The organism is Sphingomonas sp. AX6 (assembly GCF_902506605.1).
In the GTDB taxonomy this organism is placed as follows: Bacteria; Pseudomonadota; Alphaproteobacteria; order Sphingomonadales; family Sphingomonadaceae; genus Sphingomonas.
Genome location: NZ_LR733979.1, coordinates 158,345 through 182,580 on the forward strand (window position 1 = coordinate 158,345; position 24,236 = coordinate 182,580).

The window sequence follows — 24,236 nt, forward strand, 5'->3', positions numbered from 1 at the left end:
CCTCCCCGTCGGGGGAGGGGGACCAGCCGAAGGCTGGTGGAGGGGGTGCCACGGGCGTTGGGCTGCGTGGTGATCCCCCTCTCCGTCAGCGCTTCGCGCTGCCACCTCCCCCGATGGGGGGAGTTTATTTCAGCGCGCGCAACGCCAGCACGCCGCAATTGGCGTCGGTCGCCAGCGGCGGTTGCTTGCCCGTGATCGCCTTGCCCAGCAAGCGGAATACCGTGCCGACGCTCCGCGCATTTTGCGGCGGGAAGGCGTCGGGATTTTTGATCGTGCCGCCGATCGGCAGCGGGCGATCGTAGCGAAGCAGACTGCGTTGCTTCGGCGCGCCGGTCAGCGACCAGTTCAGGCGATCGGTCTTCATGTCGATCGTGCCGGTCACGTTCGCCTGGCTTTTCGACGTATCCACCACCAGCGGGTTCAGCCGCCCGGTGCCGCCGCGCAAATCCATGCGGAAGACGAGGCAATTGAGCCGTGCGCGCTCGTCCGAATCGCCGGTCACCCCGCGCCCGATGTCGAGGCCGATGAACGATGCCATCCGCCCGGGCAGCACGCCATTGGTCGCAACCAACCCGACCATCCCGTTCGAGTTCGCCACCGCCTGGCGCAAGGTTCGCCCCGGACCCGTCAGCACGGCACGCCCGCGCAAGCTGCCGGAAATATCGCCATGTCCGGCAAAGGTCGCGAGTGTCGAATCGGACAGTTTGAGGTCGAGCGTCAGCATCGGCACCTCGCGCCCGCGCGCGTCGATGAAGATGCGGCCCGACACCCCGCCGCGTGTCAGCGCCGCGGACAGCGGCTCGACCGTCAATTGCCGGTCGTCCATCGTCAACACACCGCGTGCTGATCGGAATGGCGCGGGTTGGCGCCAGAGCAGGCGGCGCAGATTGAATTCGATCCGCCCGTCGGTGGTGTCGATATTGCCGATATTGATGTCGGTATCGGGCACCACGCGCGGGCCGGTGCGTGCGGCTTTCGCAGCGCCGCGCGCGCGTCCGGCATCGTCGGCTAGGTCGTCGAAATCGAAGCCCGACGAATCGAGCTTGCCGGTGAGCTTCGTGCGCCCGCCGCGCTTCTCGACGGTCAATTCGCCCGAAAAGTTCGACCGTCCGACCGTTCCGTCCAGATTGGTGACGATCCAGTCCGGGCTGCGACGCTCGATATCGGCGGTAAACCGGACCGGTTGGGTGCCGGGCAGGCCCGCTTCGAGGATCGCATCAAGCGTTTTGAGCGAATCGCCGCGTGCAGTGACCTTGCCGGTGAATCGCCCGGTGTCGAGCGCTTGCGCCATGCGGCCATCAAGCCGCATCGATTGCGAGTCGCCGGTGACCTCGGCGCGGAACGGCCAGGGACCGTCGGTGATCGGCGGGGCGACCGCGACGATCCGTACCTGTCGGTCGCGCACCATGCCGCGTCCGCTGACCCGCAGGCCCTGGGCATCGAACGCGATCCGCACGGTCGCCGACCGGTTGCGCTGGGCATCGTCGTAGCGAACGACCGCATCCTCGATCGTCAGGTCGTTCAGGCGAGTCGGCGATCCGCTGCCCGCATCATCCTTTCGGTCGCGTTCCCAGTTGCGGCGGCCCTGTTCGTCGCGGATCAGATGCGCGCGAAGCCCGGCGATGCGGATGCCGTCGGGTCTGGCCTGGCCCCGGATCGCGCGCAGCACCGGCACGCGGAAGCGCGCTTCGGACAGCGTCAGCAGGTCGCCTTTCCCTGCCCAGTCGGGTTGGGCGATATGCACGTCGCGGACGATGATGGTCGGCGTAAAGGAAAAGGCTTCGGCCCGCTCGACGCTGCCGACTCGCGCGGGTGCACCCGTGGCGTCGGTGATCGCGGTTTCGATGCGGGGCTTGAGCCAGCCAACCGGGGCTGCTGCAATCGCCAGCACGGCGAGAAGCAAGAGTGCCACCAGGCCGATCGCGATCCGGATCGCCCAGACGCGCAGCTTCGCATGGCGGTGATCGGCAGCGGCAACCGATCCGGCATCGTCAGTCGTCAACCCTGCACTCCCCCCAAGCGCGTCGGCGCCGCAAAACCGGCGTCAAAAATCCACCGCTATGCCTTTTCGTTCCCAGTCGCCATAGCGAACCGGATCGGCGCCCAGCGGATCATCCGTTGGCCGCACGAGCGGCTCGGGTTTCGGCACCGGAGGGCTTTTCGACAGATGGGCAGGCGGCTTCACATGATCGGGCCGTTTGGCCATGGCGGATATCCTTGCGAAAATCGGGACTTTCCCCACATTATGGGGACAAGGAGTGACTTCAAGTGAACGGTTTCAAGACGACGATGCTGCTGGCGGCGATGACTGCCCTTTTCATGGCGCTGGGCTTCACGCTCGGTGGGCGCGGCGGCATGATGATCGCGCTGCTGGTGGCGGTGGGGATGAACTTCTTCACCTATTGGAACGCCGACAAGATCGTGTTGAAAATGCACGGCGCACGCGAAGTCGATGATGCCAGCGCACCCGAATTCGTGAGCATGGTGCGCGGCCTTGCCCAGCGCGGCGGGTTGCCGATGCCGAAAGTCTATATCGTCGATACGCCGCACCCCAATGCGTTTGCGACGGGCCGCAATCCCGAAAACGCCGCCGTCGCCGCGACGACGGGGTTGATGAACATGCTGACCCGCGACGAGCTGGCCGGCGTGATGGCGCACGAGCTGGCGCATGTGAAGAACCGCGATACGCTCATCATGACGATGGTCGCGACGATTGCGGGTGCGATTTCGATGCTCGCCAATTTCGGGCTGTTTTTCCGCGGCGGCGACAGTCGCGGCAACATGATCCCGATGATCCTGGCAGTGATCGTCGCGCCCTTCGCGGCGATGATCGTTCAGATGGCGATCAGCCGCACGCGCGAATATGGTGCCGACAAAGGCGGTGCGGAGATTTCGGGCAATCCCCGCGCGCTGGCGTCGGCACTCGCCAAGATTTCGCGCGGCGCGCAGGCCGTCCCGAACGAGACGGTGGAGCGCAATCCTGCGGTGGCGCAGCTCTATATCGTGCCCGCGCTGCGTGGACGCGGCGGCGACAGCCTGTTTTCGACGCACCCCGATACCGGCAACCGCATTGCGGCGCTTGAGGCGATGCATGGCGAGCTGGGCGGGGCGGCGGCGTTCGTGCCCGAACAGGTCGCGCGCGTCGAACGTGAAGTCGGCAGCGCGCCCGGCATTCCCTCCGTCCGCCGCAAGCGTTCGAGCGCCCTCAACCCGACGCTGCGCAATTGAGCCTGAACCTAAACCGCCCGCGCCTGGCGCCCGAAGCGCCGGGGGTTCCCGCACGCCGTGCAGCACTTCGCCTGATCGATGCGGTGCTTCGCCGCGGTCAGGCGTTGGAGCAGGCGCTGGATGGCGCTGCCAAGGATTTGGAGCTGCGTGAGGATCGCGCGCTTGCCCATGCGCTGGCCGCCGCCGTCCTGCGCCGCACCGCCGATCTCGATACGCTGATCGACAGCGCGACGCGGATGAAGCTGGCCGACGATGCCAAAGCGCGCACCGTACTGCGCATGGCGCTCGCGCAGGTGCTCGACATGGGCACGCCGCCACATGCCGCGATCTCGACCGTGTTGCCGCTGGTCGATGGCGGCCCGCGCAAGCTGGTCCACGGCGTGTTCGGCACACTGATGCGTGGCGAGGTGAAGCTGCCTGAATCGGTCGCGCTGCCGCCGCCCGTGTCGCACCGCTGGCGCGGTTATTGGGGGAACCAGGTCGTACGCGATGCGGGGCAGGCAATCGCCGCGCCTCCGCCGCTCGACCTCGCGCTCGCCGATCCTTCCCGGACCGAGGAATGGGCGACCCGGCTGGAGGGCATCAGCCTGATGCCCGGTCATGTCCGCCTGCCCGCGGGCGCAGCGGTGCCGTTTCTCGAAGGGTATGACGAAGGCGCGTGGTGGGTGCAGGATCTGGCTGCAACTTTGCCCGCGCGCCTGCTCGGTCGGGGCAAGGGGCGGGTGCTCGATCTGTGCGCCGCGCCCGGCGGCAAGACCATGCAGTTGGCGGCGGCGGGTTGGAATGTCACCGCGGTCGATGCGTCGGAAAGTCGTCTGGCGCGACTTTCCGAGAATCTGGCGCGCACGAATTTGAAGGCCGACGTGGTCGCCGCCGATCTGCGCAACCGCAACTGGCAACCCGAAGGCGAGGCCGATGCGGTGCTGCTCGATGCGCCCTGTTCGGCGACCGGCATCTTTCGCCGCCACCCCGACGTCCTCCACCGGGCGCACGGGCGGCTGATTGCGGAAATGGCCGAGCTTCAGGGGCAATTGCTCCACCGCTCGGCAAAATGGGTGCGGCCCGGCGGGACGTTGGTGTTCGCGACCTGCTCGCTGGAGCCGGTCGAGGGGGAGGAGCAGGTGAAGACCTTGCTCAACAGCCGCCCCGATTTCGCGATTGAGCCGGTGGGTGTCGAGGAACTGCCCGAGGGAGTGACGCCGCAGTCGGAGGGCTGGGTGCGGATTTTGCCGGGGATGCTGTCGGATGCCGGGGGGCTCGACGGGTTCTTCATGGTGCGATTGAGACGTCAGGACTGACCCACCAGCCTTGCGACCGCGCCTCTACATGCTAGAGGATCGGTCCATGCCCGCTAAACCCGTCCGCATCGCGCCGTCCATCCTCTCCGCCGATTTTTCGAAGCTGGGGGAGGAGGTTCGTGCGATCGATGCGGCGGGCGCCGACTGGATTCACGTCGATGTGATGGACGGGCATTTCGTCCCCAACATCACCATCGGCCCCGCAGTGGTGAAGGCGCTGCGCCCGCATACGACCAAGCCCTTCGACGTCCACCTGATGATCGCGCCGGTCGATCCGTATCTGGAGGCGTTCGCAGAGGCCGGGGCGGATTGCCTGTCGGTCCATCCCGAATCGGGGCCGCATCTCCACCGCACGCTCCAGACCATTCATTCGCTCGGCAAGCGGGCGGGGATCGTGCTCAATCCTGCCACGCCGCTGGAGGTCGTTGCCCCCGTCATCGACCTGCTCGACCTGATCCTGGTGATGAGCGTCAATCCCGGCTTTGGCGGTCAGAAATTCATCGACAGTCAGTTGCGCCGAATCGAAACCCTGCGCGTGATGATCGATGAGAGCGGTCGCGACATCGACCTGGAAGTTGATGGCGGCGTCGATCGTACCACCGCACCGCGTGTGATCGCCGCGGGTGCCGACGCGTTGGTGGCGGGGACCGCGACCTTTACCGGCGGTCCGTCCGCCTATGCCGACAATATCGCCGCGTTGAGAGGCGCGTGACGACCGAGCCCGACCTCGAAGCCGATGGAATCGATCAGGGCAAGCGGCTGATCCGCAGCGGCGGCGACAAGGGATTGTCGCTGGCAGAGCGGATTTCGGAGCGGCTCCAGCGGCTGGCATGGCGGACACCGCTGCATAGCGTGCGACTGCGCGGGCGTTATCCGCTGAAGCTGATCGCGGTCGCCGACGATCCGTTCTTCGGTGACGTGACGCGCGGCCAGGCGCTGCTCGACGGCATGGTCAGCCATTTGGGCGAGACGCAGAATCTCAGCGGCCTCAACCTCAGCCGCCCCAGTTTTTCGCCGCGCTTCGCCGACTATCTCCACAGCTTCGAATGGTTGCGCGACCTGTCGAGCGTGGCGACCCGCGCCAATGCGGTGCCGATTGCAGAGGCGATCATGCGTCAATGGCTCTCCGCGCATGCCGACAAGGTGTCCGATCCGGCGTGGCGCGCCGATCTGTGGGGGCGGCGGATGCTGTTCTGGATCGCACATGCGCCGCTGATCCTCTCCTCCAGCGACCTCGTCTATCGGTCGAAGGTGCTGAACACGCTGGCGCGCGGCAGCCGCCACCTGGAGCGCACCGCCGACAAGGCCCCCGAAGGCTTGCCCCGCGTCGCCGCATGGTGCGGGATCATGGCATCGGGGCTGATGATCCCCGGCGGCGATCCGCGGCGTGGGTGGTGCGAGACGGGGCTGTTCCGCGCGATCGACAGCGCGATGTTCGACGATGGCGGGACGATCGGGCGTTCGCCTGCGTCGCAGCGCGAGATGGTGATGCTGCTGACGATGGTGCGCGAATGCTATGCTGCGCGTCGTCTGGACTCGCCCGAACGGCTGCAGATTGCAATCGACAGTCTCGTCGCGGCCATGCTGGGCGTCTGCCACGGCGATGGTGGGCTGGCGAGTTGGCAAGGCGCCGCACCCATATCGGGCGAGATGATCGCGCAATGCGTCGAAGCCTCCGGCGCGCGCGTCAGACCCTTACGACAGGCGCGCGAATGGGGTTATCAGCGGCTGGTCGGTGGCAAGTCGGTGCTTATCATGGACGCTGCCCCGCCCCCCCTGGCTCGCGTGTCGGAGGGTGGCTGCGCTGCCACCCTGGCGTTCGAATTTTCCGACGGTCCGGCGCGGGTGATCGTCAATTGCGGGGGCGGGCGTCAGGCGCATGTCATCGTGCCACCACCGCTTGCTGCCGGGCTGCGGACGACGGCCGCGCATTCGACGCTGACGCTGGCGGACAGCAATTCGACCGCGATCCATCCCGACGGGACATTGGGCAAGGGGGTGGGCGAGATCGAACTCAGCCGCGTTGAGGCCGACAATGCCGCACGGATCGAGGCGAGCCATGACGGTTATGTCCGCCGCTTCGGCCTGATCCACCGGCGTCAGGTTACGCTGTCGAAGGATGGCGGCGATGTGCGCGGAGAGGATATGCTGCTGCCGTCGGGGCGCAAGCGTAAACGCGGCGACGTGCCCTTTGCCATCCGCTTCCACTTGGGCGCGGGCGTTCAGGCCTCGCCGACCGCGGACGGATTGGCAGCGTTCCTGCGCCTGCCGGGCGGCGGACTGTGGCAGTTTCGTGCAAAGGACGCGGTACTGGCGATCGAGGACAGCCTGTGGATCGGCTTCGACGGTCGCCCGCGCGCAATCAGTCAGATCGTGCTCACCGGCACCGCGCCTTCGGGTGGCGCGCATGTGAGCTGGGTCATGCACAAGGCCAAGTAGCGACCCGCTGTACTCCTGCGAAAGCAGGAGCGTTGGCAACCGGCGTCGTCCCTTGTAATCCAGCGCTTCTGCTTTCGCAGGAGTACGGCGGACTATTTGGACAGGCTCGGAAACCCCGCCTTGAACGCGGCGACCTTGGGTTTGTCCCAGCGCAGGATGTACGGATGCGCGGGGTTCTTGCGCATGAAGTCCTGATGATATTCCTCGGCCGGGTAGAACGCCCCGCTCTCGATTCCCGTCACGATGGGTGCGGGAAACGACTTTGCCGCGCCCAGTTGCGCGATATAGCGCTTTGCGACCATGGTCTGCGCCGATCCTTGCGGAAAGATCGCCGAGCGATAGCTGCGGCCGACATCCGGTCCCTGTCGGTTCAACTGGGTGGGGTCGTGGACGACCGAGAAGAAGATGCGCAGCAGCGTGCCGTAGGTGACTTGCGCGGGATCATAGACGATCCGGATCGCCTCTGCATGGTCGGTCGTCTCCGCTGCGACCTGCTTGTAATTGGCGGTTGCCCTCGTCCCGCCGGCGTAGCCGCTGGTTACCGATCGCACACCCTTTACGGCTTCGAATACCGCTTCGGTGCCCCAGAAACAGCCGCCGGCAAACACCGCGGTTTGAAGCTTACCCTCGGGCTTCACGTCCGCCTTGGGCGCAGGGATCGGCACGGCGCGTTCGGATGCTGGCGCACCGGTCAACGCGACGGCGGCGAGTGCAACGGCACCGCCGAGGGCAAGGATCGTCTTCATCGATGGAATATAGGTCATATGGGGTCCCGTCACAAAGGCTGACGAGACGGGTTCGGCATCGGCCAGCCCGGCGTTACACCGGACGTCGTTAGCCGACCGGCGTCACCACTGCCGACTGGGTATAATCCACGGGGATGGGCGCATCGACATTATGCGTCAGCTGCACACCGACCAGCGCGACCGCGCCGAGTGCAAATCCGCCAATGAAGTGCCGGAAAAATCCGGTGCGCTTGATCGTCCGCATGGTCATCCCCTTATCGGGCAAGTGGTTAACGAGCCGCAAATGCCGATCCCGTCTTCGTCACCCGGTCAGCTACGTGCCGAATGAAAGATGGGATGCGAACATCCGCTTTTGGAGGGATAGATTTAATGCAGGTTAGCTGAACCGGCGCTTGGCGGCCCGTTCATCCGCCAGTCGGGTTTGTCCGCTCAGGACAGCGCCTTGCAGGCTTCCTGGATCCGCGCGCACGCTTCGCTCAAGGCCTCGTCGCTGGTCGCGTAACTAATCCGCATCGCAGGGGAGAGGCCGAAGGCGGCACCCTGCACGGTCGCGACACGGGCTTCGTCGAGGAGATAGGCGACGAAATCCTCGTCGCTGTCGATGCGCTTGCCCTTGGGAGTCGATTTGCCGATCAGACCCGACAGTTCGGGATAGACGTAGAAGGCGCCTTCGGGCGTCGGACAAGTCATGCCGTCGATTTCGTTGAGCGCGGAAACCACCAGATCGCGGCGGCGCTGAAAAGCGCTATTGCGCTCTGCGAGGAACGACTGGTCGCCGTTCAATGCGGCGACGGCAGCGGCCTGGGCGATCGAACACGGGTTGCTGGTCGATTGCGACTGGAGCTTGGCCATCGCCTTGATCAGGCGTTCGTCGCCGCCCGCAAAGCCGATCCGCCAGCCGGTCATCGCATAGGCTTTCGAACAGCCGTTCACCGTCAGCGTGCGGTCGTAGAGGTTGGGGCAGACCTGCGCGATGGTCGCGAATTCGAAGCCCGGATAGACGATGTGTTCGTACATATCGTCGGTGAAAATCCAGACATGCGGGTGGCGCTCCAGCACCGCGCCCAGCGCCTTCAATTCGTTCGCCGTATAGCCCGCGCCGGTGGGGTTGGACGGCGAATTGAGGATCACCCATTTGGTCTTGGCGGTGATCGCGGCGTCGAGCTGGTCAGGCGTGATCTTGTATCCCTGATCCGCGCCTGCGGCCACGAACACCGGCTTGCCGCCCGCAAATTGCACGACGTCCGGGTAGCTGACCCAGTAAGGCGCTGGCACGATCACCTCGTCGCCCGCGTCGATCGTCGCGACGAAGGCGTTGAACAAAGTGTGCTTGCCGCCGACATTCACGCTGATCTGGCTGGGTGCGTAGGTCAGGCCGTTGTCGCGCGCGAATTTGGCGGCGATGGCTTCTTTCAGTTCATGCGTGCCATCGACATTGGTGTATTTGGTCTGGCCCGCGCGGATCGCCGCGATGGCAGCCTCTTTCACGAAATCGGGCGTGTCGAAATCGGGCTCGCCCGCGCCCAGCCCGATCACCGCGATCCCCTGGCGTTTCAGCTCGTTGACGCGCGCGGTGACGGCAAGCGTGGGCGAAGGCTGGATACGGCCGAGCGCGGCGGAGGTCTGCATGGTTCTGGTGGCCCGTTTCGCTGGAGAGTGGCGAGCGTGCCGTTAGCGCGGTGCGTGCTGCGGCGCAACCAGTCGCGCAATCATCAGCCCGCGAAGGGCATTGCCGATGTAAAATTCTTGCGTGAGATCGGCGGCGGTCAATTCGCCTTCGATGGCGCGACCTGTCGCGATCAGTTCGGCGCGGAGGACGCCGGGGAGCAGGCCATGCGCTGGCGGGGTCACCAGCACGCCGCGCTTTTCGACGAAAAGGTTGGTGAAACTGCCTTCGGTCAGCCGCCCTTCGGGGGTGGCGAACAGCACGTCGAACGCGCCGGATGCATGGCGCGCGGTGTCGTAGAAGGTGCGGTCGGTCGTCTTGTGGTTGAGCCGGAAATCGTGCGGCGACACCGGCAGGGGGGCGATTGCCACCTCGACCGGTCCATCGGGCGCGGGCGGCATCGCGGCGATTTCGATCGCGATCGCCCCGCTCTTGGCGAGCAACAGCCGTACGCGCGACGGGGCGAGCAGGCGAAAGGTCGCAACCTGAAGCGCATTGCGCGCGGCATGGCGATCGAAAGCGAAGCCGAAGGTCGCGGCACTGGCGCGCATTCGTTCCAGATGGCGTTCGAGCAGGACGACGCCGCTGAGGGGGTCAAATGCCATCGTCTCGATCAGGTCGAAACCGCGTTGCCCCGCGGTGACGAACGCGCCCTTCGCCAGACATTCGGCCCATTCCTCATTCGCACGAGAATCGGCGACGATGCCCGAGCCGAGACCCATCTGGAACGGTTCGCCGTCCGCCGCCCACAGCGTGCGGATCGCGACGTTGAACATTGCATCGCCTGTCGGATCGATGCGTCCGATCGCGCCGGTGTAGGGGCCGCGGGGAACGCCGCGTTCGACCGTCTCAATGACCTGCATAGCCCGAACCTTGGGTGCGCCGGTGATCGAGCCACAGGGGAACAATGCTTCGATCGCGTCGACGGCATCGCGGGCGGGGGCCAATGTGGCAGTGACGCCCGACACCATTTGATGCACGCTGGGATAGGTCTCCACCACGAACCGCTCGGGCACTTGCATGCTGCCCGGCATCGCAATCCGGCTGAGGTCGTTGCGCAGCAGATCGACGATCATCAGGTTTTCGGCGCGCTGTTTCGGATCGCTGCGCAGCAAATCGATGGCGGCGCGGTCGGCATCGAGGCTGGCCCCGCGCCGCGCGGTGCCCTTCATCGGGCGGGCGCGGAGGTTGCCGCCCTCAAGCGCAAAGAACAATTCAGGGGAGAAGGAGAGCAGCCATGCGTCCTCGGTCCGCACCAGCGCGCCGAACGGTGCTTGGGCGCGGCGTCTGATCGCGGCGTAGAGCGCGAGCGGATCGCCTTCGCTGGCGACCCGCGCCTGAAAGGTCAGGTTCGCCTGATAGATATCGCCTGCCGAGATATAGTCGGCCACCTGCGCCGCCGCCGCGAAATAGGCGTCGCGCGTGACCAGCGGTTGCGGTTCGCCCACCCAAGCCCCTGCTGCGTCGGGCAGCAGCGTCACGAGATCGGCGTTGGCAATCTCATGATAACCCTCGAACAGGCCGAACCATGCGACCGGCAGCGTCCCCGGTGCGACCGGCCCGCCCTTGGGCTCGAACGCCGGACCTGCACCATAACTGAGCCACCCTGCGGCGTGGAGGCCATCTTTCGATGCCTCCCGCAATCGCGCCATAAGTGGCGGCACCTCTTCCGTCCGGTGCGCCTGCAAATGATCGACCGGATGGCGATAGAGCCGCGCCGGACCGCCGCCGGATCGGGCATCGTCGAGCAGGACGAACGGACTATCGGCGGAAATCGGCCCCATCCCGTCGTCGATGCCGTGCTTAGGTCCAGGCTTCAACCCCTCGACCGTCTCTTGTACTCCTGCGAAAGCAGGAGTGGTGGCGGCAAGAGGGGGTGGGACTGTGCTTGTTGCCAACACTCCTGCTTTCGCAGGAGCACGCATGGCCCGATGTTGCCGCCCTGCGTCCCGTTGCCTATGTCGCCTGTTATGGAACAGCCTCCGCTTCGTGCCGCCATCATCCCCGTGACCCCGCTTCAGCAGAATTGCTCGCTGATCTGGTGTACGAAAACGATGCGCGGCGCGTTCGTCGATCCGGGCGGCGACTTGCCGCGGCTGAAGGCGGCGATGGCGCAGCACGGGGTGACCATCGAGAAGATCCTGCTGACTCACGGCCATATCGACCATTGCGGCGAAGCGGGGACGCTGGCCAAGGAACTGGGAGTGCCGATCGAGGGGCCAGAGGAGGCCGATCGATTCTGGATTTCACGGCTGGATGAAGACGGCAAGAATTACGGCATCCGCGGCGCCGTGTTCGAACCCGACCGCTGGCTGGTTCAGGGCGATACAGTGACGGTCGGCGAACTGACGCTCGACGTCTATCATTGTCCCGGCCACACGCCGGGGCATGTCGTTTTCCACCATCCGGCGTCGAAGCTGGCGCTCGTCGGTGACGTGCTGTTCCAGGGTTCCATCGGCCGGACGGATTTTCCGATGGGCAATCACCAGGATCTGATCGATGCGATCGTCACTAGGTTATGGCCGCTGGGCGACGATACCGCCTTCATTCCGGGGCATGGCCAAATGTCGACCTTTGCGCATGAGCGGCGCAGCAATCCGTTCGTCGCGGATGCGGCGTTGGCGTCCGCGTGATCAAGGTTTTCGACCCCCGCCAATTGACCCACGCACCCGCGCAGGAGTTCCATAATGGCGGCTGGGCACCGCATGCCGATGTGCCGAGCCGCGCAGAGAGCATTGTTGCCGCGCTTGGCGATACCAAGCCTCCGCGCGATTTCGGGCTCGATCCGATCCGCGCAGTGCATGCGTCCGACTATCTCGATTTCCTGCAATCGGCCCATGCGATGTGGCGCGATTCCGGTCGGGAAGGCGATGCGGTAGGCTATGTCTGGCCGGTCGTCGGTCGTCGTCCGCTCAACCTGTCGCGAATCGACGCGCTGCTGGGGCGGTTCAGCTATGATGCGGGAACGCCGATCACGCCCGACAGCTGGAATGCCGCTTATTGGGGTGCGCAGACCGCGCTGACGGCGCTTGCGCCGGTGCTGGATGGCAGCGCGCGGTCGAGCTTCGCGCTGTGCCGCCCGCCCGGCCACCATTCCGGCGCGGATTATCTCGGCGGTTATTGCTACCTGAACAATGCCGCGATCGCTGCACAGGCGGCGATCGATGCCGGGCAGGGGCCAGTTGCGATCCTCGACGTCGATTATCATCACGGCAACGGCACGCAGGATATTTTCCTCGGCCGCGGCGATGTGTTCTTCGCGTCGATCCATGCCGATCCGGCGACCGATTATCCCTTCTTCTGGGGCCATGCAGATGAACGCGGTGAGGGGGCGGGAGAGGGCACGACGCTGAACCTGCCGCTGCCGCGGGGCACCGATTTCGCGGCCTATCGCGGGGCATTGGCGCGCGCGCTGGAGGCGATCGCAGCGTTCGGCGCACGGACGTTGATCGTTTCCTACGGTGCCGACACGTTCGAGGGCGATCCGATCTCCTACTTCAAGATCCGCACGCCCGATTATGCCGATATGGCGGCGGACATCGCCGCATTGGGACTGCCGACGCTGATCGTCATGGAGGGCGGCTATGCCGTCGATGCGCTGGGCGCGAATGTCGTGAGTTTCCTGAGCGGCTTTGAGGTTTAACGAAGTCCCCCTCCACCGTTTGTTTCGAGCGAAGTCGAGAAACATGGACTGGCGCTTCGTCAGGGTTTCTCGACTTCGCTCGAAACGAACGGGATGGGTAGAAGTGAAGTCACCCCATGGCAGGCGGCAGGGGGATCGCCACACCGGGCGCGCCACCGCTCGCCAGGATCACGATTGCATAGATTGCGAGTCCCGCGGTTACGGCAAACGTCACGATGATCCCGAAGCCGCGCGCGGGCATCACGCCGTCCATGCCGATCGGGTGCGCGATCCGCGCCAGCACGAACGCCACCGCCGCGACCCACAATCCGATGTTTTCCCCGCGCGCCGTCTCCGTCAACGCCAATAGAATCAACACCACCGGCGCGAATTCGGCGAAGTTCAGTTGCGCGCGCATCCGCGCCGTCAATCGTTCGTTGCCGCCATCGCCGATGCTGATCTTTTCCGCGCGGCGCACCGCCCCGATTCGCATCGCCAGCCACAGGTTGATGAACGCACATGCCGCCGCCGCGCTCAGCGTCACCGGCAAGGTCAGGCCACCCATCATCGTCTCTCCCCCTTGGTTCTTATCTCGTTTCGTCGGCGTGCCACCGATGGCCAGCGCTTGCAACGCCGCGGAAATTCGGTATAGGCACCCGCTCGCCTCGCGACCTCGCTATCCCGCTGGTCCGGCGGTGGCCGGTGACGGTCGCTTGTCCGGAAAAGCGCGGTCGGCGTATCGCGACACCCGATTCGTTTTTGATCGATTTCGTAAAGGTTGCCGAGATGGCCGTTCCAAAAAGAAAGACTACGCCTTCGCGGCGCGGTATGCGTCGTTCACACGACGCGCTGACAGTGCAGGCATTCCAGGAATGCTCGAACTGCGGCGAACTCAAGCGCCCGCACACCCTGTGCTCGGCGTGCGGCCATTATAACGGCCGCGAAGTCATCTCGGTCGAAGGCTGATACGCCTCCCACCCCGTTAGTTGAGGTTGGACCCGCGCATGTCTGCAAGCTCCAGAATCGCCGTCGATGCGATGGGCGGCGATGAGGGGCTTGCGGTAATGCTGGCTGGCGTTGCGCGTGCGCGACGCCGGTTCGATGGTCTGCGTTTTCTGTTGGTGGGTGACGAGACGGCGATTCGCGCCGGGCTCGAATCGCATCCCAATCTGACCGCCGCCTCCGAAATCGTCCACGCGCCCGACCAGGTCGGCGCGAACGACAAGCCGAGCCAGGCGATCCGCCGCGCCAAGACCACATCGATGGGCATCGCCATCGATCTGGTGAAGCGGGGGGAGGCCGCCGCGGCGGTCTCGTCGGGCAATACCGGCGCGCTGATGGCGATGGCCAAATTGTCGCTGCGGACGATGAAGGACATCGACCGCCCGGCGCTTGCCGCATTGCTCCCCAGCCTGGGCAAGACCGACACGGTGATGCTCGATCTGGGTGCCAATACCGAAGTCGATGCCCGCAACCTGATCGAATTCGCGGTGATGGGCGCGGCCTATGCACGCACCGCGCTCGACCTCGAACGCCCGCGCGTCGCCCTGCTCAATATCGGCACCGAAGAGGGCAAGGGCACCGACGAAATCCGCGATGCCGCCGCCGCCCTTCGTCTTGCCGTTCACCTGCCGATGGAATTCGTGGGCTTCATCGAGGGCAACCGGCTGTCGCGCGGCGAAGTCGATGTCATCGTTTGCGACGGGTTTTCCGGTAATATCGCGCTGAAGACGATGGAGGGCACCGCGCGGTTCGTGGCGGACCTGTTGAAGCGCGCCTTCTCAAGTTCGGTGCGATCGAAGCTCGGCTTCCTGATCTCTCTGCCCGCGACGCGGTTGCTGCGCGATCATCTCGACCCCAACAATCACAATGGTGCGGTGTTTCTCGGCCTCAACGGGCTAGTGGTCAAAAGCCATGGCGGCGCGAATGAGATGGGCGTCGAGAACGCGATCGCGGTCGCGGCCAAGATGGTTCGCGACGATCTGACGACACGCATCCACGAAGATCTTCGCCATTTCGAGGAAGATGCGCGCGCCGCGCAAGGCGGAGTGCTCGCCAAGTGATCCGCTCGGTCCTCAAGGGTACCGGCGCCGCATTGCCGCGCAATCGCGTATCCAATGCACAACTGGCGGAACGCGTCGATACGTCCGACGAATGGATCGTCGAGCGCACCGGCATCCGCTTCCGCCACATCGCGGAAAGCGACGAGACGACCGGCACGCTCGCGACCGAGGCCGCGCGCAAGGCGATCGACGCGGCCGGTCTGGTCGCAACCGACATCGACCTGATCGTGCTGGCGACCGCCACCCCCGACCAGACCTTTCCCGCCACCGCGACCAAGGTTCAGGCCGCGCTCGGCATCGACGATTGCGTCGCGTTCGACGTGGCGGCGGTGTGCTCCGGCTTTCTCTATGCGGTACAGGTTGCCGACGCGATGATCCGGTCGGGCGTCCATACCCGCACGCTGGTGATCGGGTCGGAGACGTTCAGCCGCATCCTCGATTGGGAAGACCGCACCACCTGCGTCCTGTTCGGCGACGGCGCGGGCGCGATCGTGCTGGCAGCGGAGGACAGCGACGCCGAACAACCGCGCGGAATATTGGCCACCAAGCTCCATGCCGATGGGCGGCACAATGATCTGCTCTATGTCGATGGCGGGCCGTCGACCACGGGCACGGTCGGCAAGCTGCGCATGAAGGGCCGCGAAGTATTCCGCCACGCGGTCGTCAATCTGGCCGCGGTGATGAACGAAGCGCTGGCGGGTCTGGACCTGACGGCCGACGATGTCGATTGGGTGGTCCCGCATCAGGCCAACGCCCGCATCCTCGACGCCACCGCGCGCAAGCTTAACCTGTCGCCCGACAAGGTGGTGGTGACGGTCGATCAACACGCCAACACCTCGGCTGCGTCGGTGCCGCTGGCGCTCGACACCGCGATCCGCGACGGGCGGATCAAGCCGGGCGATCTGGTGGTACTCGAGGCGATGGGCGGCGGCTTCACCTGGGGCGCTGCGGTCCTGCGAGTCTAAACTGGGACAAGCGGCAGATGGGGGCGGCTTTCGCTGCCGCTAAACCCATGCTATCATGGCCGATCACGGCATTTCGGGGGTGGAAACCACATGGCGGCAGGCGAAACTCTGACACGGGCCGATCTGGCCGATGCGCTCAACCGGGAAATCGGACTGTCGCGTGCCGACAGCGCGGAAATGGTTGAGAAGATCCTGTTCCACATGTGCGAATCGCTGTCGCGCGGCGACAATGTGAAGATTTCGGGGTTTGGCACCTTTGTCCTGCGCGACAAGGGTGAGCGCGTCGGCCGCAATCCCAAGACCGGCGTCGAAGTGCCGATCGCACCGCGCCGCGTCCTCACCTTCCGCGCCAGCCAGATGATGCGCGACCGCATCGTCTCGGCGGGCTGAACCCCGCTTGGCCGGTTCCGACAAGGCAGAGGGTGCGTGGCGCACCATCGGTGAAGTCGCGGCGGAAATCGGCCTTCCCCAGCATCGGCTGCGCTATTGGGAAACGCGCTTTCCCCAGTTGAAGCCGCTCCAGCGTGGCGGGCAACGACGCTATTACCGGCCCGAGGACGTCGATCTGGTACGCCGGATCGACCGGCTGCTGAACCATGAAGGCTATACGATCGCGGGGGTGCAGAAGCTGCTTGCGGGCGCGCGCCGCGCGCCGCGTAGCGAGGTCGTGGACCAGCGCGCGCAGTTGCGGCTGATCCGTGATCGATTGAAACGGGCGCTTAGCCAGTAACCTTATCGCTCGTCACCCCGGCACTTCGGCCGGGGTGACGGAAGGGGTCAACCCGCCTTCGCGCCCGGATCGGGGGGTGCCTCGGGCCGCGGCAATTTCTTGAACAGCGCGCGGTCTTCAGGCTGGAGTGCCCATTTGCCCAGCACGAAGAAATAGACCGCGAGGATCATCGGGATGCCGATAATCAGTTCCGCCCATTCTGGCAGTTGCGTGACGAAATAGCCGGTGACGAGTGCCGCGAGGATCGCCCAGACGAACGGCCATCGCAGCCCCGATACGGGGTGTTCGAGAATGCGTTTCAGGAACCAGCTTTTGAGCACCGATCCCACCGCGAGCGACGCTGCCAGTGCAACCGCCGGCCCCGCCGCCTGCCACGTTTCCGGCCATCCGAGATCGCGCATCACGAAGACAAGCGCGAAGCTGAGCGCGATCTGGAAACTGAGCAGGATCGCCGACAACATCAGATTGCGGTGCCGCGCAACATAGACCAGTCCGGCTTCTGCCACAGCGCCCTGGGCGGCCAGCACTTCGGCGGCGAGCAGGAAGCAGAGCGCGCCCGCACCGACGACGAATTCGGGGCCGATCACCCCCATCACGCCCTCTGCCGGGATTCCGCCCGCGAGTGCCAGCGCGGCCTGGGCGGCCATGATCCAGAAGCCGACCTGGCGGATCTGGCGCGCGACCGCCGCCTTGTCGTTATCCGCCAAGCTGCGCGTAATGACGGGGCCGAGCACGGGATCGAAGCTGGTCTTGAGCTTTTGCGGCAGCGACGCGACCTGCTGCGCCATATAATAGATGCCGACCACCGCGGGGGAGAACAGCAAGCCCAGAATGAAGCGATCGACGTTGCGCGTGCCCCATTCCAGCGCATCGGCCCCGGCCAGCGGCGCGTTGCGGCGGGCAAGCGCGAACATCTGCGACACGCGCGGATTCCACCCCTTGGGCAGGCCGTAGCTTTTGATGAAGGGGATCATCGACGCGATCAGCGCAGCGGCCATCGACAGGACATAAGCGATGATCAGCCCGTCGCGCGACGACACATAGGACAGCCCCCACGCCGCGATCGAGATCGTCCAGGGTTCGACCACGGCACGCGCGGTCACGCTGGCCTTCACATTATGGCGATAGGCGAGTGCGGCAAGGCTGACATCCGACCAGGCGAGCGCGAAGATCACGCAGGGCAGCAGCCATTCGAGGCCGATGACTTCCGAATTCGGGTACATCGCCTGGGGAAAGACGAACAGGATGGCGCTGGCGATCATCGACAGGACGAGCGCGACCGCCAGTGCATCCCACACGACATGCGCGTGCGGGCGATCGGTGCTGGACAATGCCTGTGCCAGACCACGCTTTAGGCCCAACGTCGCCAGCAATGCCGCAAGTTCGACCACCACGACCGCCAGCGCGAACCGCCCGACGATTTCCGGGCCATAAATCCGCCCCGCGATGAACAGGAACGGTAGCCGCGCGAGCAATCTGAGCGCGAAGCCGAACACATTGGTCCGCCCGCCGCGTGCCAGCGCGTTGATATCGTCCGATGGCGGCTTTGCGCCTTCGGTCGGGGCCATGCTCAATGCGCGGCGCCCCAGCTTGGACCGACGCCGATTTCGACGCCCAATGGCACCGTCAGCATGATCGCGGGTTCGGCGGCGGTTGCCATGACGCGCTCGATGACGGGTCGCGCGGCGTCGACATCGCCTGCGGGCAATTCGAAAACGAGTTCGTCATGCACCTGCATCAGCATCCGCACGTTCGGCAGGCCCGCCTCGGCAAGCGCCGGGCCCATGCGGACCATCGCGCGTTTGATGATGTCGGCACTGGTCCCCTGAATGGGCGCATTGATCGCTGCGCGTTCCGCGCCCTGGCGTTCGTGCTGGAGCTTCGATTTGATCCGCGAGAAATGCGTCTTGCGCCCGAACAAAGTGCGGGTGAAGCCATGTTCGCGCACGAATTCCAGTGTCTCGGCAATATAGCGGTTGATGCCGGGAAAGCGCTCGAAATAGCGGTCGATCATCGACTGGGCTTCGTCCGCCGACACGTCGAGCCGCCCGGCAAGCCCCCAGCGCGAGATGCCGTAGAGGATGGCGAAGTTGATCGTCTTGGCGCGCCCGCGCGTCTCGCGATTGACCTCGCCGAACAATTCCTGCGCGGTCATGTTGTGGATGTCATCGCCTCGCGCAAAGGCATCGCGCAGCGCGGGCACTTCGGCGATGTGCGCGGCCAGCCGCAATTCGATCTGCGAATAATCGGCGGCGAGGATGACGTTGCCGGGCTCCGCCACGAATGCATCGCGAATCTGGCGACCTATTTCGGTGCGGATCGGGATGTTCTGCAAATTCGGGTCGGTCGATGACAGCCGCCCGGTCTGCGCACCGGTCAGCGAGTAGCTGGTGTGGACGCGGCCAGTCCGCGCATCGATCTGTTGCTGAAGCGCGTCGGTGTAGGTGGATTTGAGCTTCGACAATTGCCGCCAGTCGAGCACCTTGCGCGCGATTTCCACGCCGTCGCCCGCCAGCCGCTCCATCTCGTTGACGTCGGTCGAATAGACGCCGGACTTGCCCTTGCGACCGCCCTTCAGCCCCATCTGCTCGAACAGCACGTCGCCCAGTTGCTTGGGGCTGCCGATGGTGAACTTGGTGCCTGCGATCTCGTGGATTTCGATTTCCAGGCTCGCCATCTGGGCCGCGAACTCCTCCGACAGACGCGACAGCACCTTCGCATCGACCTTCACTCCGGCCATCTCCATGTCGGCGATGACCGAGACGAGCGGGCGATCGACGCGTTCATAGACCCGCGTGACTTCCTCGCGCGTCAGGCGCGGTTTGAAGCGCCGCCACAGGCGGAGCGTCACATCGGCGTCCTCGGCGGCATAGCGGGTGGCGGCTTTCAGATCCACTTCGTGGAAACCGATCGCCTTTTTGCCCGTGCCGGTTACGTCCTTATAGGCGATGCAACTGTGCGAGAGGTGGGTGGCGGCGAGTTCGTCCATGCCGTGGCCATGCAGACCCGCATCGAGATCGAAGCTCATGACGATCGTGTCGTCATAGGGCGCAACATTTATCCCCAGCTTTCGCAGGATGATGAGGTCGTATTTGAGGTTGTGCCCGATCTTGAGCACGCTTGGGTCTTCCAGCAGCGCTTTCAGCTTGGGGAGCGCGATGTCCGCCGACAATTGCACGGGGTTTTCGGCGAACATGTCGCTGCCGCCATGGCCAAGCGGGATATAGCAAGCGAGGTTCGGGTGGAGCGCCATCGAAACGCCGACCAATTCCGCCGACATCGGGTCTTTCGCCGTCGTCTCGGTATCGATCGCGATCCAGCCCTGATGACGGGCGATCTGAATCCAGCGGTCCAGCGCCGCCTCGTCCGTCACCGTCTCGTAATTGTCGTGATCGCACGGCGGGTCGTCGGGCAGGTCGGGCGCGGCGGCGGTGGTGGCCTCGGCCGTTGCGGGCGCATCGATACCCGCAGGCGCATCGCGCGACGCCAGCTTGGCGAGCAGCGAGCGAAAGCCGTGATGCTCCAGAAACGCGCGCAACGGCGGCTCCGGAATGCCTTTCAGCTCCAGTTCTTCAAGCGCATCGGGCAACGGCACGTCGCAGGCGAGTTCGACCAGCTTTCGCGACAGCCGCGCGGCGTCGGCATGTTCGATGAGGTTGTCGCGCATCTTCGACGGCTTCATCGTCGCGGTCGCGGCGATCACCGCCTCGACATCGCCATGCTCGTTGATCAGATCGGCGGCGCGTTTCGGCCCGATCCCCGGCACCCCGGGGACATTGTCGACGCTGTCGCCCATCAGCGCGAGTACTTCGCCCAATTTCTCCGGCCCAACGCCGAATTTCTCGCGGACATACGCCGGACCCAGCGTCCGGTTGTTCATCGTGTCGAGCATGTCGACCGAATCGTCCGTCAACAATTGCATCAGATCCTTGTCCGAACTGACGATGGTGACCGACCAGCCTTGCGCCAGTGCCGCCTTGGTATAGCTGGCGATCAAATCGTCGGCTTCCCAGCCCTGTTCCTCGATGCAGGGCAGCGAAAAGGCGCGGGTCGCGTCGCGGATCATCGGGAATTGGGGGACCAGATCTTCAGGCGGCGGCGGGCGATGCGCCTTGTACTGGTCGTACATTTCGTTGCGGAAGGTGTGGCTCGACTTGTCGAGGATGACCGCCATGTGGGTCGGCCCGCCCTCGTCCTTGGCGCCCTTGTGCAGCGCGTCGGCAAGCTTCCACAGCATCGTGGTATAACCATAGACCGCCCCCACCGGCTCACCATGTTTGTTGGTGAGCGGCGGCAGCCGATGATACGCACGAAAGATGTAGCCCGATCCATCGACCAGGTAGAGGTGGTTGGCCATCGCTGCGACTTAGCAAGCCCCGCGCGCGCACGCGAGATGCGATTAGGTCACATGCCTGTTTGGGTTTGGCCCGATCGTGTCCCGCCCGCCGCCATCCGGTCGGGGCGGTGGTTGGCGGCGACCGTGGCGGCGACGCGCTGCATCAAATCCTGACGCTGCGGAACCGATCGGCTGGTCTCGCCGATCAGTACGGCGACCGCATAGCTTTTGCCGTCGGGCGCGGTCATGATGCCGACATCGTTGAAGCCTGCGGTGCGCGGCGGCAGATCCTGGCCGGTGCCGGTCTTGTGGCCCCACAGCCAGCCCGAGGGCGTTCCCGCCTTGACCCGAGAGCGGCCCGTGCGCGTGTTCTGCATGGTCGAGACCAGCCAGGTGGTGGAGGCCGCCGACAACAGATTGCCTTCCTTCAACCGTGCCAGCGCATCGACCATCGCGTGCGCGCTGGCACCGTCTGGCGGATTGGCGACATAGGCGTTGAAGGCGCGGCGGCGAACCTCCATCGGTAAGGCTGCGCGCGCGGTATAGAAATTGCGACCGACGCTGTACGATTGATTCCAGGTCAGCCCCGCGGTCCCCGCTTGCAGCAGACGCTCGCCGGGACCGAATTTGATGCTGCCCAGCGATTTTCGCCGGATGAATTCATTGACCGCCGAAGGTCCGCCCGCCAGCGTCAGAAGCCGGTCATTGGCGGTATTGTCGCTCGATGTGATCGCACGGCGCAGCAGGTTTTCGACCGTGGTGGTGTGCGATCCGTTGCGCACCACCAGCGACGCGATCGGCTGGTGAAACAGCGTCAGGTCCTGACGGGTGATCGTCACCGAGTCCGACAGATCGATCCGCCCGCGATCGCGTTGATCGAGGATGGTCATCGCCACCCACATCTTGCTGACGCTCTGCTGGGGCATCGGCTGGTCGCCATTGGCGCTGACCGTCCAGCCATCGTCGATCGATCGGATGGCGATGCCGACGCGGCCGCCGAAATCGCTGTGCATCCGTTCGATGTTCGACACCAGCACGGCGGGCGGCGCGGCGGGGCGCGGCGGGGGTGGCGGCACGGGAATGGCGACGCGGTTGGTCGGCTGCACGACGAACGGGCGAGACGCAGGCGTAGCGGCAATAGATCGGGTTATTGGTGCGGGCTCTGCACGGGCGGCACCGGCCGGAATGATCCCTTCATGTAGCGCGCAGCCGAGCAGCACGACAGGGGCCAGCCCCGCAATGGTCATCGCCCGCTGTTTCACCGTAAATGCCTGAAAAAAACCCAACGCTTCTACTCGCCCCTTGCCCGTGTGCGATCATGCGCGCTTGCGAGTCCTCCCGGCAAGCCGGGTTCCACGCCCATGCGACGAATGTTGCCAGCTTAGCGACGAATTGTGAATCCCCCTGAAATATGGGGATTCTATCGCAGGCGATCAGGGGACGAGGATCGTATCTTCGGCGCATTCCGACTGTTCGGGATAATCGAGCGTGTAATGCAGGCCCCGGCTTTCCTTGCGGTGGAGCGCGGACTTTACGATCAGTTCGGCCGATTGGAGCAGGTTGCGCAGCTCGATCAGGTCGGGGGTGACGCGGAAATGGCCGTAATAATCGGCAACTTCCTCCTGGAGCAGCTTGATCCGGCTGGCGGCGCGCTGGAGCCGCTTGGTGGTGCGGACGATGCCGACATAATTCCACATGAAGCGGCGGATTTCGGTCCAGTTCTGCTTGATGACCACTTCTTCGTCGCTGTCGGTCACCCGGCTTTCGTCCCAGCCGCGGATGGGGGGGACGGGGGTCAGGTCATCCCAGCTTGCCGCGATGTGCTTCGCAGCACTTTCGCCGAACACGAAACATTCGAGCAATGAGTTGGACGCCAGGCGATTCGCACCGTGCAAACCCGACTGGGTGCATTCGCCCGCCGCATAAAGCCCGGGCAGATCGGTGCGCCCGTCGCGGTCGATGACGATCCCGCCGCACGTGTAATGCTGCGCGGGCACCACCGGGATCGGCTGCGTCGTCATGTCGATGCCCAGCCCCAACAGCTTGGCATGGATGGTCGGGAAATGCTCGCGCACGAATTCGGGCGGCTGATGACTGATGTCGAGATGGACATAGTCGAGGCCCAGCCGCTTGATCTCGTGATCGATCGCCCGCGCCACCACGTCGCGCGGCGCGAGTTCGGCGCGGGGGTCGAAATCGGGCATGAATCGGTGGCCCGTTTCGGGGATTTTCAGCTGCCCGCCTTCGCCGCGAACGGCCTCGGTGATCAGGAAATTCTTGACCTCAAGGTTGAACAGGCAGGTCGGATGGAATTGCATGAATTCCATGTTCGAGACGCGTGCGCCTGCACGCCAGGCCATGGCGATGCCGTCGCCGGTCGCGCCCCTGGGTGCGGTGGAGAATTGATAGGTCCGGCCTGCGCCGCCGGTCGCCAGGATCGTCGCGCGCGCGGTGAACAGGTTGACGTGGCCCGTGACCTTGTCGACCGCATAGGCACCCCAGACGCAGCCCGCGCCCGAATAGCGTTCCTCGTGACGGCTGGTCGCCAGGTCGATCGCGACCTGATTGGGGACGAGCGTGATGTTGGGATGGGCCTCTGCCGCGCGGATCAGGGCTTCCTGGACCGCCCAGCCGGTGGCGTCGTCGACATGGACGATGCGGCGATGCGAATGCCCGCCCTCGCGCGTCAGATGGAGCGTATCGCCGTCGCTGTTGAACGGCACGCCGAGTTCGACGAGGCGGGCGATGGCGGCAGGGGCGCCCTCGACGACGAATTCGACGATCTCGCGATCGTTCAGGCCAGCGCCTGCGACCATCGTATCCTCGACATGATTGTCGAACGTATCGCCGGGCTCCAGCACCGCAGCGATCCCGCCTTGCGCCCAGGCGGTCGATCCTTCGTTGAGCGCACCCTTGGCCAGCACCGTCACGCGAAAGCGGTCGGCCAGATTGAGAGCCGCGGTCAGCCCCGCCGCGCCCGAACCGACGATCAAGATGTCGCTTTGCCGCGTCTCGCCCAAATCCGTGCCTTCCGATCGCCTCAACTCGAAACCCCTGCGATCTAGCCGCAGTTGCCGCGCACATGAAACAAATCTTGCCCGCACTCCGATAAAGTTGCGGGAACGCAATGAAGGGTGAAGGGG

The 24,236-nt window shown here is 65.1% G+C and carries 22 protein-coding genes; 11 read left to right on the forward strand and 11 right to left on the reverse strand.

Annotated elements, in window-relative coordinates; all coding sequences use genetic code 11:
- Nucleotides 1-124: 124 nt before the first annotated feature.
- Nucleotides 125-2,002, reverse strand: a complete 1,878-nt coding sequence (locus ENHY17A_RS00750; protein WP_159709316.1) for an AsmA family protein — start codon at nucleotides 2,000-2,002, stop codon at nucleotides 125-127.
- A gap of 42 nt (nucleotides 2,003-2,044) precedes the next feature.
- A complete protein-coding gene (locus ENHY17A_RS00755; protein WP_159709317.1) occupies nucleotides 2,045-2,206 on the reverse strand; it encodes a DUF1674 domain-containing protein in 162 nt (53 codons plus the stop codon).
- A gap of 62 nt (nucleotides 2,207-2,268) precedes the next feature.
- Between ENHY17A_RS00755 and htpX the strand changes: the two genes are divergently transcribed.
- From htpX to ENHY17A_RS00775, 4 genes are read left to right on the forward strand one after another with little or no spacing between them, the layout of a single operon-like run.
- The gene (gene htpX / locus ENHY17A_RS00760; RefSeq protein ID WP_159709318.1) at nucleotides 2,269-3,228 is read left to right on the forward strand and encodes a zinc metalloprotease HtpX; all 960 of its coding nucleotides are present in this window, start codon (nucleotides 2,269-2,271) and stop codon (nucleotides 3,226-3,228) included.
- Nucleotides 3,225-4,526 carry an RsmB/NOP family class I SAM-dependent RNA methyltransferase gene (locus ENHY17A_RS00765; protein WP_159709319.1) on the forward strand — a complete coding sequence of 434 codons (1,302 nt, stop codon included), beginning with the start codon at nucleotides 3,225-3,227 and terminating at the stop codon, nucleotides 4,524-4,526. Before htpX ends, ENHY17A_RS00765 begins: the two co-directional genes overlap by 4 nt.
- A gap of 46 nt (nucleotides 4,527-4,572) precedes the next feature.
- Complete coding sequence (rpe, locus tag ENHY17A_RS00770; RefSeq protein WP_159709320.1) at nucleotides 4,573-5,238, forward strand: ribulose-phosphate 3-epimerase; 666 nt, start codon at nucleotides 4,573-4,575, stop codon at nucleotides 5,236-5,238.
- On the forward strand, nucleotides 5,235-6,965 hold the full coding sequence (locus tag ENHY17A_RS00775) for a heparinase II/III family protein (protein ID WP_236547676.1): 1,731 nt from the start codon (nucleotides 5,235-5,237) through the stop codon (nucleotides 6,963-6,965). The genes rpe and ENHY17A_RS00775 overlap by 4 nt, the downstream gene beginning before the upstream one ends.
- Nucleotides 6,966-7,057: 92 nt before the next feature.
- Here the strand turns inward: ENHY17A_RS00775 and msrA are convergent, their stop codons facing one another.
- The 4 genes from msrA to pabB all read right to left on the reverse strand — a co-directional run bounded on the left by msrA (nucleotide 7,058) and on the right by pabB (nucleotide 11,161).
- On the reverse strand, nucleotides 7,058-7,729 hold the full coding sequence (gene msrA, locus ENHY17A_RS00780; protein ID WP_236547677.1) for a peptide-methionine (S)-S-oxide reductase MsrA: 672 nt from the start codon (nucleotides 7,727-7,729) through the stop codon (nucleotides 7,058-7,060).
- A gap of 70 nt (nucleotides 7,730-7,799) precedes the next feature.
- Complete coding sequence (locus ENHY17A_RS00785; RefSeq protein ID WP_159709321.1) at nucleotides 7,800-7,955, reverse strand: hypothetical protein; 156 nt, start codon at nucleotides 7,953-7,955, stop codon at nucleotides 7,800-7,802.
- Between the two features lie 185 nt (nucleotides 7,956-8,140).
- Complete coding sequence (locus ENHY17A_RS00790) at nucleotides 8,141-9,340, reverse strand: pyridoxal phosphate-dependent aminotransferase (RefSeq protein ID WP_159709322.1); 1,200 nt, start codon at nucleotides 9,338-9,340, stop codon at nucleotides 8,141-8,143.
- Between the two features lie 42 nt (nucleotides 9,341-9,382).
- Nucleotides 9,383-11,161 (reverse strand): aminodeoxychorismate synthase component I, encoded by a 1,779-nt coding sequence (pabB, locus tag ENHY17A_RS00795; RefSeq protein WP_159713968.1) that lies wholly within the window; start codon nucleotides 11,159-11,161, stop codon nucleotides 9,383-9,385.
- Nucleotides 11,162-11,347: 186 nt separating this feature from the next.
- Here pabB and ENHY17A_RS00800 point away from each other — a divergent pair, with 186 nt between their 5' ends.
- Nucleotides 11,348-12,010 carry an MBL fold metallo-hydrolase gene (locus tag ENHY17A_RS00800; protein WP_159709323.1) on the forward strand — a complete coding sequence of 221 codons (663 nt, stop codon included), beginning with the start codon at nucleotides 11,348-11,350 and terminating at the stop codon, nucleotides 12,008-12,010.
- Nucleotides 12,007-13,020: a histone deacetylase family protein gene (locus tag ENHY17A_RS00805; RefSeq protein WP_159709324.1), complete on the forward strand. Its 1,014-nt coding sequence runs from the start codon at nucleotides 12,007-12,009 to the stop codon at nucleotides 13,018-13,020. Before ENHY17A_RS00800 ends, ENHY17A_RS00805 begins: the two co-directional genes overlap by 4 nt.
- A gap of 109 nt (nucleotides 13,021-13,129) precedes the next feature.
- Here the strand turns inward: ENHY17A_RS00805 and ENHY17A_RS00810 are convergent, their stop codons facing one another.
- Nucleotides 13,130-13,567 (reverse strand): MAPEG family protein, encoded by a 438-nt coding sequence (locus ENHY17A_RS00810; RefSeq protein WP_236547678.1) that lies wholly within the window; start codon nucleotides 13,565-13,567, stop codon nucleotides 13,130-13,132.
- A 218-nt stretch (nucleotides 13,568-13,785) separates the two neighbouring features.
- Between ENHY17A_RS00810 and rpmF the strand changes: the two genes are divergently transcribed.
- From rpmF to ENHY17A_RS00835, 5 genes are all read left to right on the forward strand, one after another.
- The gene (rpmF, locus tag ENHY17A_RS00815; RefSeq protein ID WP_159713972.1) at nucleotides 13,786-13,965 is read left to right on the forward strand and encodes a 50S ribosomal protein L32; all 180 of its coding nucleotides are present in this window, start codon (nucleotides 13,786-13,788) and stop codon (nucleotides 13,963-13,965) included.
- A gap of 38 nt (nucleotides 13,966-14,003) precedes the next feature.
- Nucleotides 14,004-15,062, forward strand: a complete 1,059-nt coding sequence (gene plsX, locus ENHY17A_RS00820; RefSeq protein ID WP_159709325.1) for a phosphate acyltransferase PlsX — start codon at nucleotides 14,004-14,006, stop codon at nucleotides 15,060-15,062.
- The gene (locus ENHY17A_RS00825; protein WP_159709326.1) at nucleotides 15,059-16,027 is read left to right on the forward strand and encodes a beta-ketoacyl-ACP synthase III; all 969 of its coding nucleotides are present in this window, start codon (nucleotides 15,059-15,061) and stop codon (nucleotides 16,025-16,027) included. The genes plsX and ENHY17A_RS00825 overlap by 4 nt, the downstream gene beginning before the upstream one ends.
- Before the next feature lie 90 nt (nucleotides 16,028-16,117).
- Nucleotides 16,118-16,417: an integration host factor subunit alpha gene (locus ENHY17A_RS00830; protein WP_159709327.1), complete on the forward strand. Its 300-nt coding sequence runs from the start codon at nucleotides 16,118-16,120 to the stop codon at nucleotides 16,415-16,417.
- 7 nt (nucleotides 16,418-16,424) lie between these two features.
- Entirely contained in the window at nucleotides 16,425-16,757 is a 333-nt protein-coding gene (locus ENHY17A_RS00835; protein ID WP_159709328.1) for a MerR family transcriptional regulator, read from the forward strand.
- A gap of 47 nt (nucleotides 16,758-16,804) precedes the next feature.
- Here the strand turns inward: ENHY17A_RS00835 and ENHY17A_RS00840 are convergent, their stop codons facing one another.
- From ENHY17A_RS00840 to nadB, 4 genes are all read right to left on the reverse strand, one after another.
- On the reverse strand, nucleotides 16,805-18,325 hold the full coding sequence (locus tag ENHY17A_RS00840; RefSeq protein WP_159709329.1) for a lipopolysaccharide biosynthesis protein: 1,521 nt from the start codon (nucleotides 18,323-18,325) through the stop codon (nucleotides 16,805-16,807).
- A gap of 2 nt (nucleotides 18,326-18,327) precedes the next feature.
- Nucleotides 18,328-21,114: a DNA polymerase I gene (polA, locus tag ENHY17A_RS00845; protein WP_159709330.1), complete on the reverse strand. Its 2,787-nt coding sequence runs from the start codon at nucleotides 21,112-21,114 to the stop codon at nucleotides 18,328-18,330.
- Nucleotides 21,115-21,161: 47 nt separating this feature from the next.
- Nucleotides 21,162-22,355 carry a serine hydrolase gene (locus ENHY17A_RS00850; protein WP_236547679.1) on the reverse strand — a complete coding sequence of 398 codons (1,194 nt, stop codon included), beginning with the start codon at nucleotides 22,353-22,355 and terminating at the stop codon, nucleotides 21,162-21,164.
- Between the two features lie 171 nt (nucleotides 22,356-22,526).
- Nucleotides 22,527-24,137 (reverse strand): L-aspartate oxidase, encoded by a 1,611-nt coding sequence (nadB, locus tag ENHY17A_RS00855; RefSeq protein WP_443018279.1) that lies wholly within the window; start codon nucleotides 24,135-24,137, stop codon nucleotides 22,527-22,529.
- Nucleotides 24,138-24,236: the final 99 nt, after the last annotated feature.

What these genes read in the sequence shown, in the direction of transcription:
- rpmF (WP_159713972.1), top strand. Translation starts at nt 13,786, where the DNA reads ATGGCCGTTCCAAAAAGAAAGACTACGCCTTCGCGGCGCGGTATGCGT.
- ENHY17A_RS00790 (WP_159709322.1), bottom strand. Translation starts at nt 9,340, where the DNA reads ATGCAGACCTCCGCCGCGCTCGGCCGTATCCAGCCTTCGCCCACGCTT.
- ENHY17A_RS00810 (WP_236547678.1), bottom strand. Translation starts at nt 13,567, where the DNA reads ATGATGGGTGGCCTGACCTTGCCGGTGACGCTGAGCGCGGCGGCGGCA.
- ENHY17A_RS00830 (WP_159709327.1), top strand. Translation starts at nt 16,118, where the DNA reads ATGGCGGCAGGCGAAACTCTGACACGGGCCGATCTGGCCGATGCGCTC.
- ENHY17A_RS00800 (WP_159709323.1), top strand. Translation starts at nt 11,348, where the DNA reads ATGGAACAGCCTCCGCTTCGTGCCGCCATCATCCCCGTGACCCCGCTT.
- rpe (WP_159709320.1), top strand. Translation starts at nt 4,573, where the DNA reads ATGCCCGCTAAACCCGTCCGCATCGCGCCGTCCATCCTCTCCGCCGAT.
- msrA (WP_236547677.1), bottom strand. Translation starts at nt 7,729, where the DNA reads ATGACCTATATTCCATCGATGAAGACGATCCTTGCCCTCGGCGGTGCC.
- pabB (WP_159713968.1), bottom strand. Translation starts at nt 11,161, where the DNA reads ATGGGGCCGATTTCCGCCGATAGTCCGTTCGTCCTGCTCGACGATGCC.
- ENHY17A_RS00785 (WP_159709321.1), bottom strand. Translation starts at nt 7,955, where the DNA reads ATGCGGACGATCAAGCGCACCGGATTTTTCCGGCACTTCATTGGCGGA.
- ENHY17A_RS00755 (WP_159709317.1), bottom strand. Translation starts at nt 2,206, where the DNA reads ATGGCCAAACGGCCCGATCATGTGAAGCCGCCTGCCCATCTGTCGAAA.
- polA (WP_159709330.1), bottom strand. Translation starts at nt 21,114, where the DNA reads ATGGCCAACCACCTCTACCTGGTCGATGGATCGGGCTACATCTTTCGT.
- ENHY17A_RS00840 (WP_159709329.1), bottom strand. Translation starts at nt 18,325, where the DNA reads ATGGCCCCGACCGAAGGCGCAAAGCCGCCATCGGACGATATCAACGCG.
- plsX (WP_159709325.1), top strand. Translation starts at nt 14,004, where the DNA reads ATGTCTGCAAGCTCCAGAATCGCCGTCGATGCGATGGGCGGCGATGAG.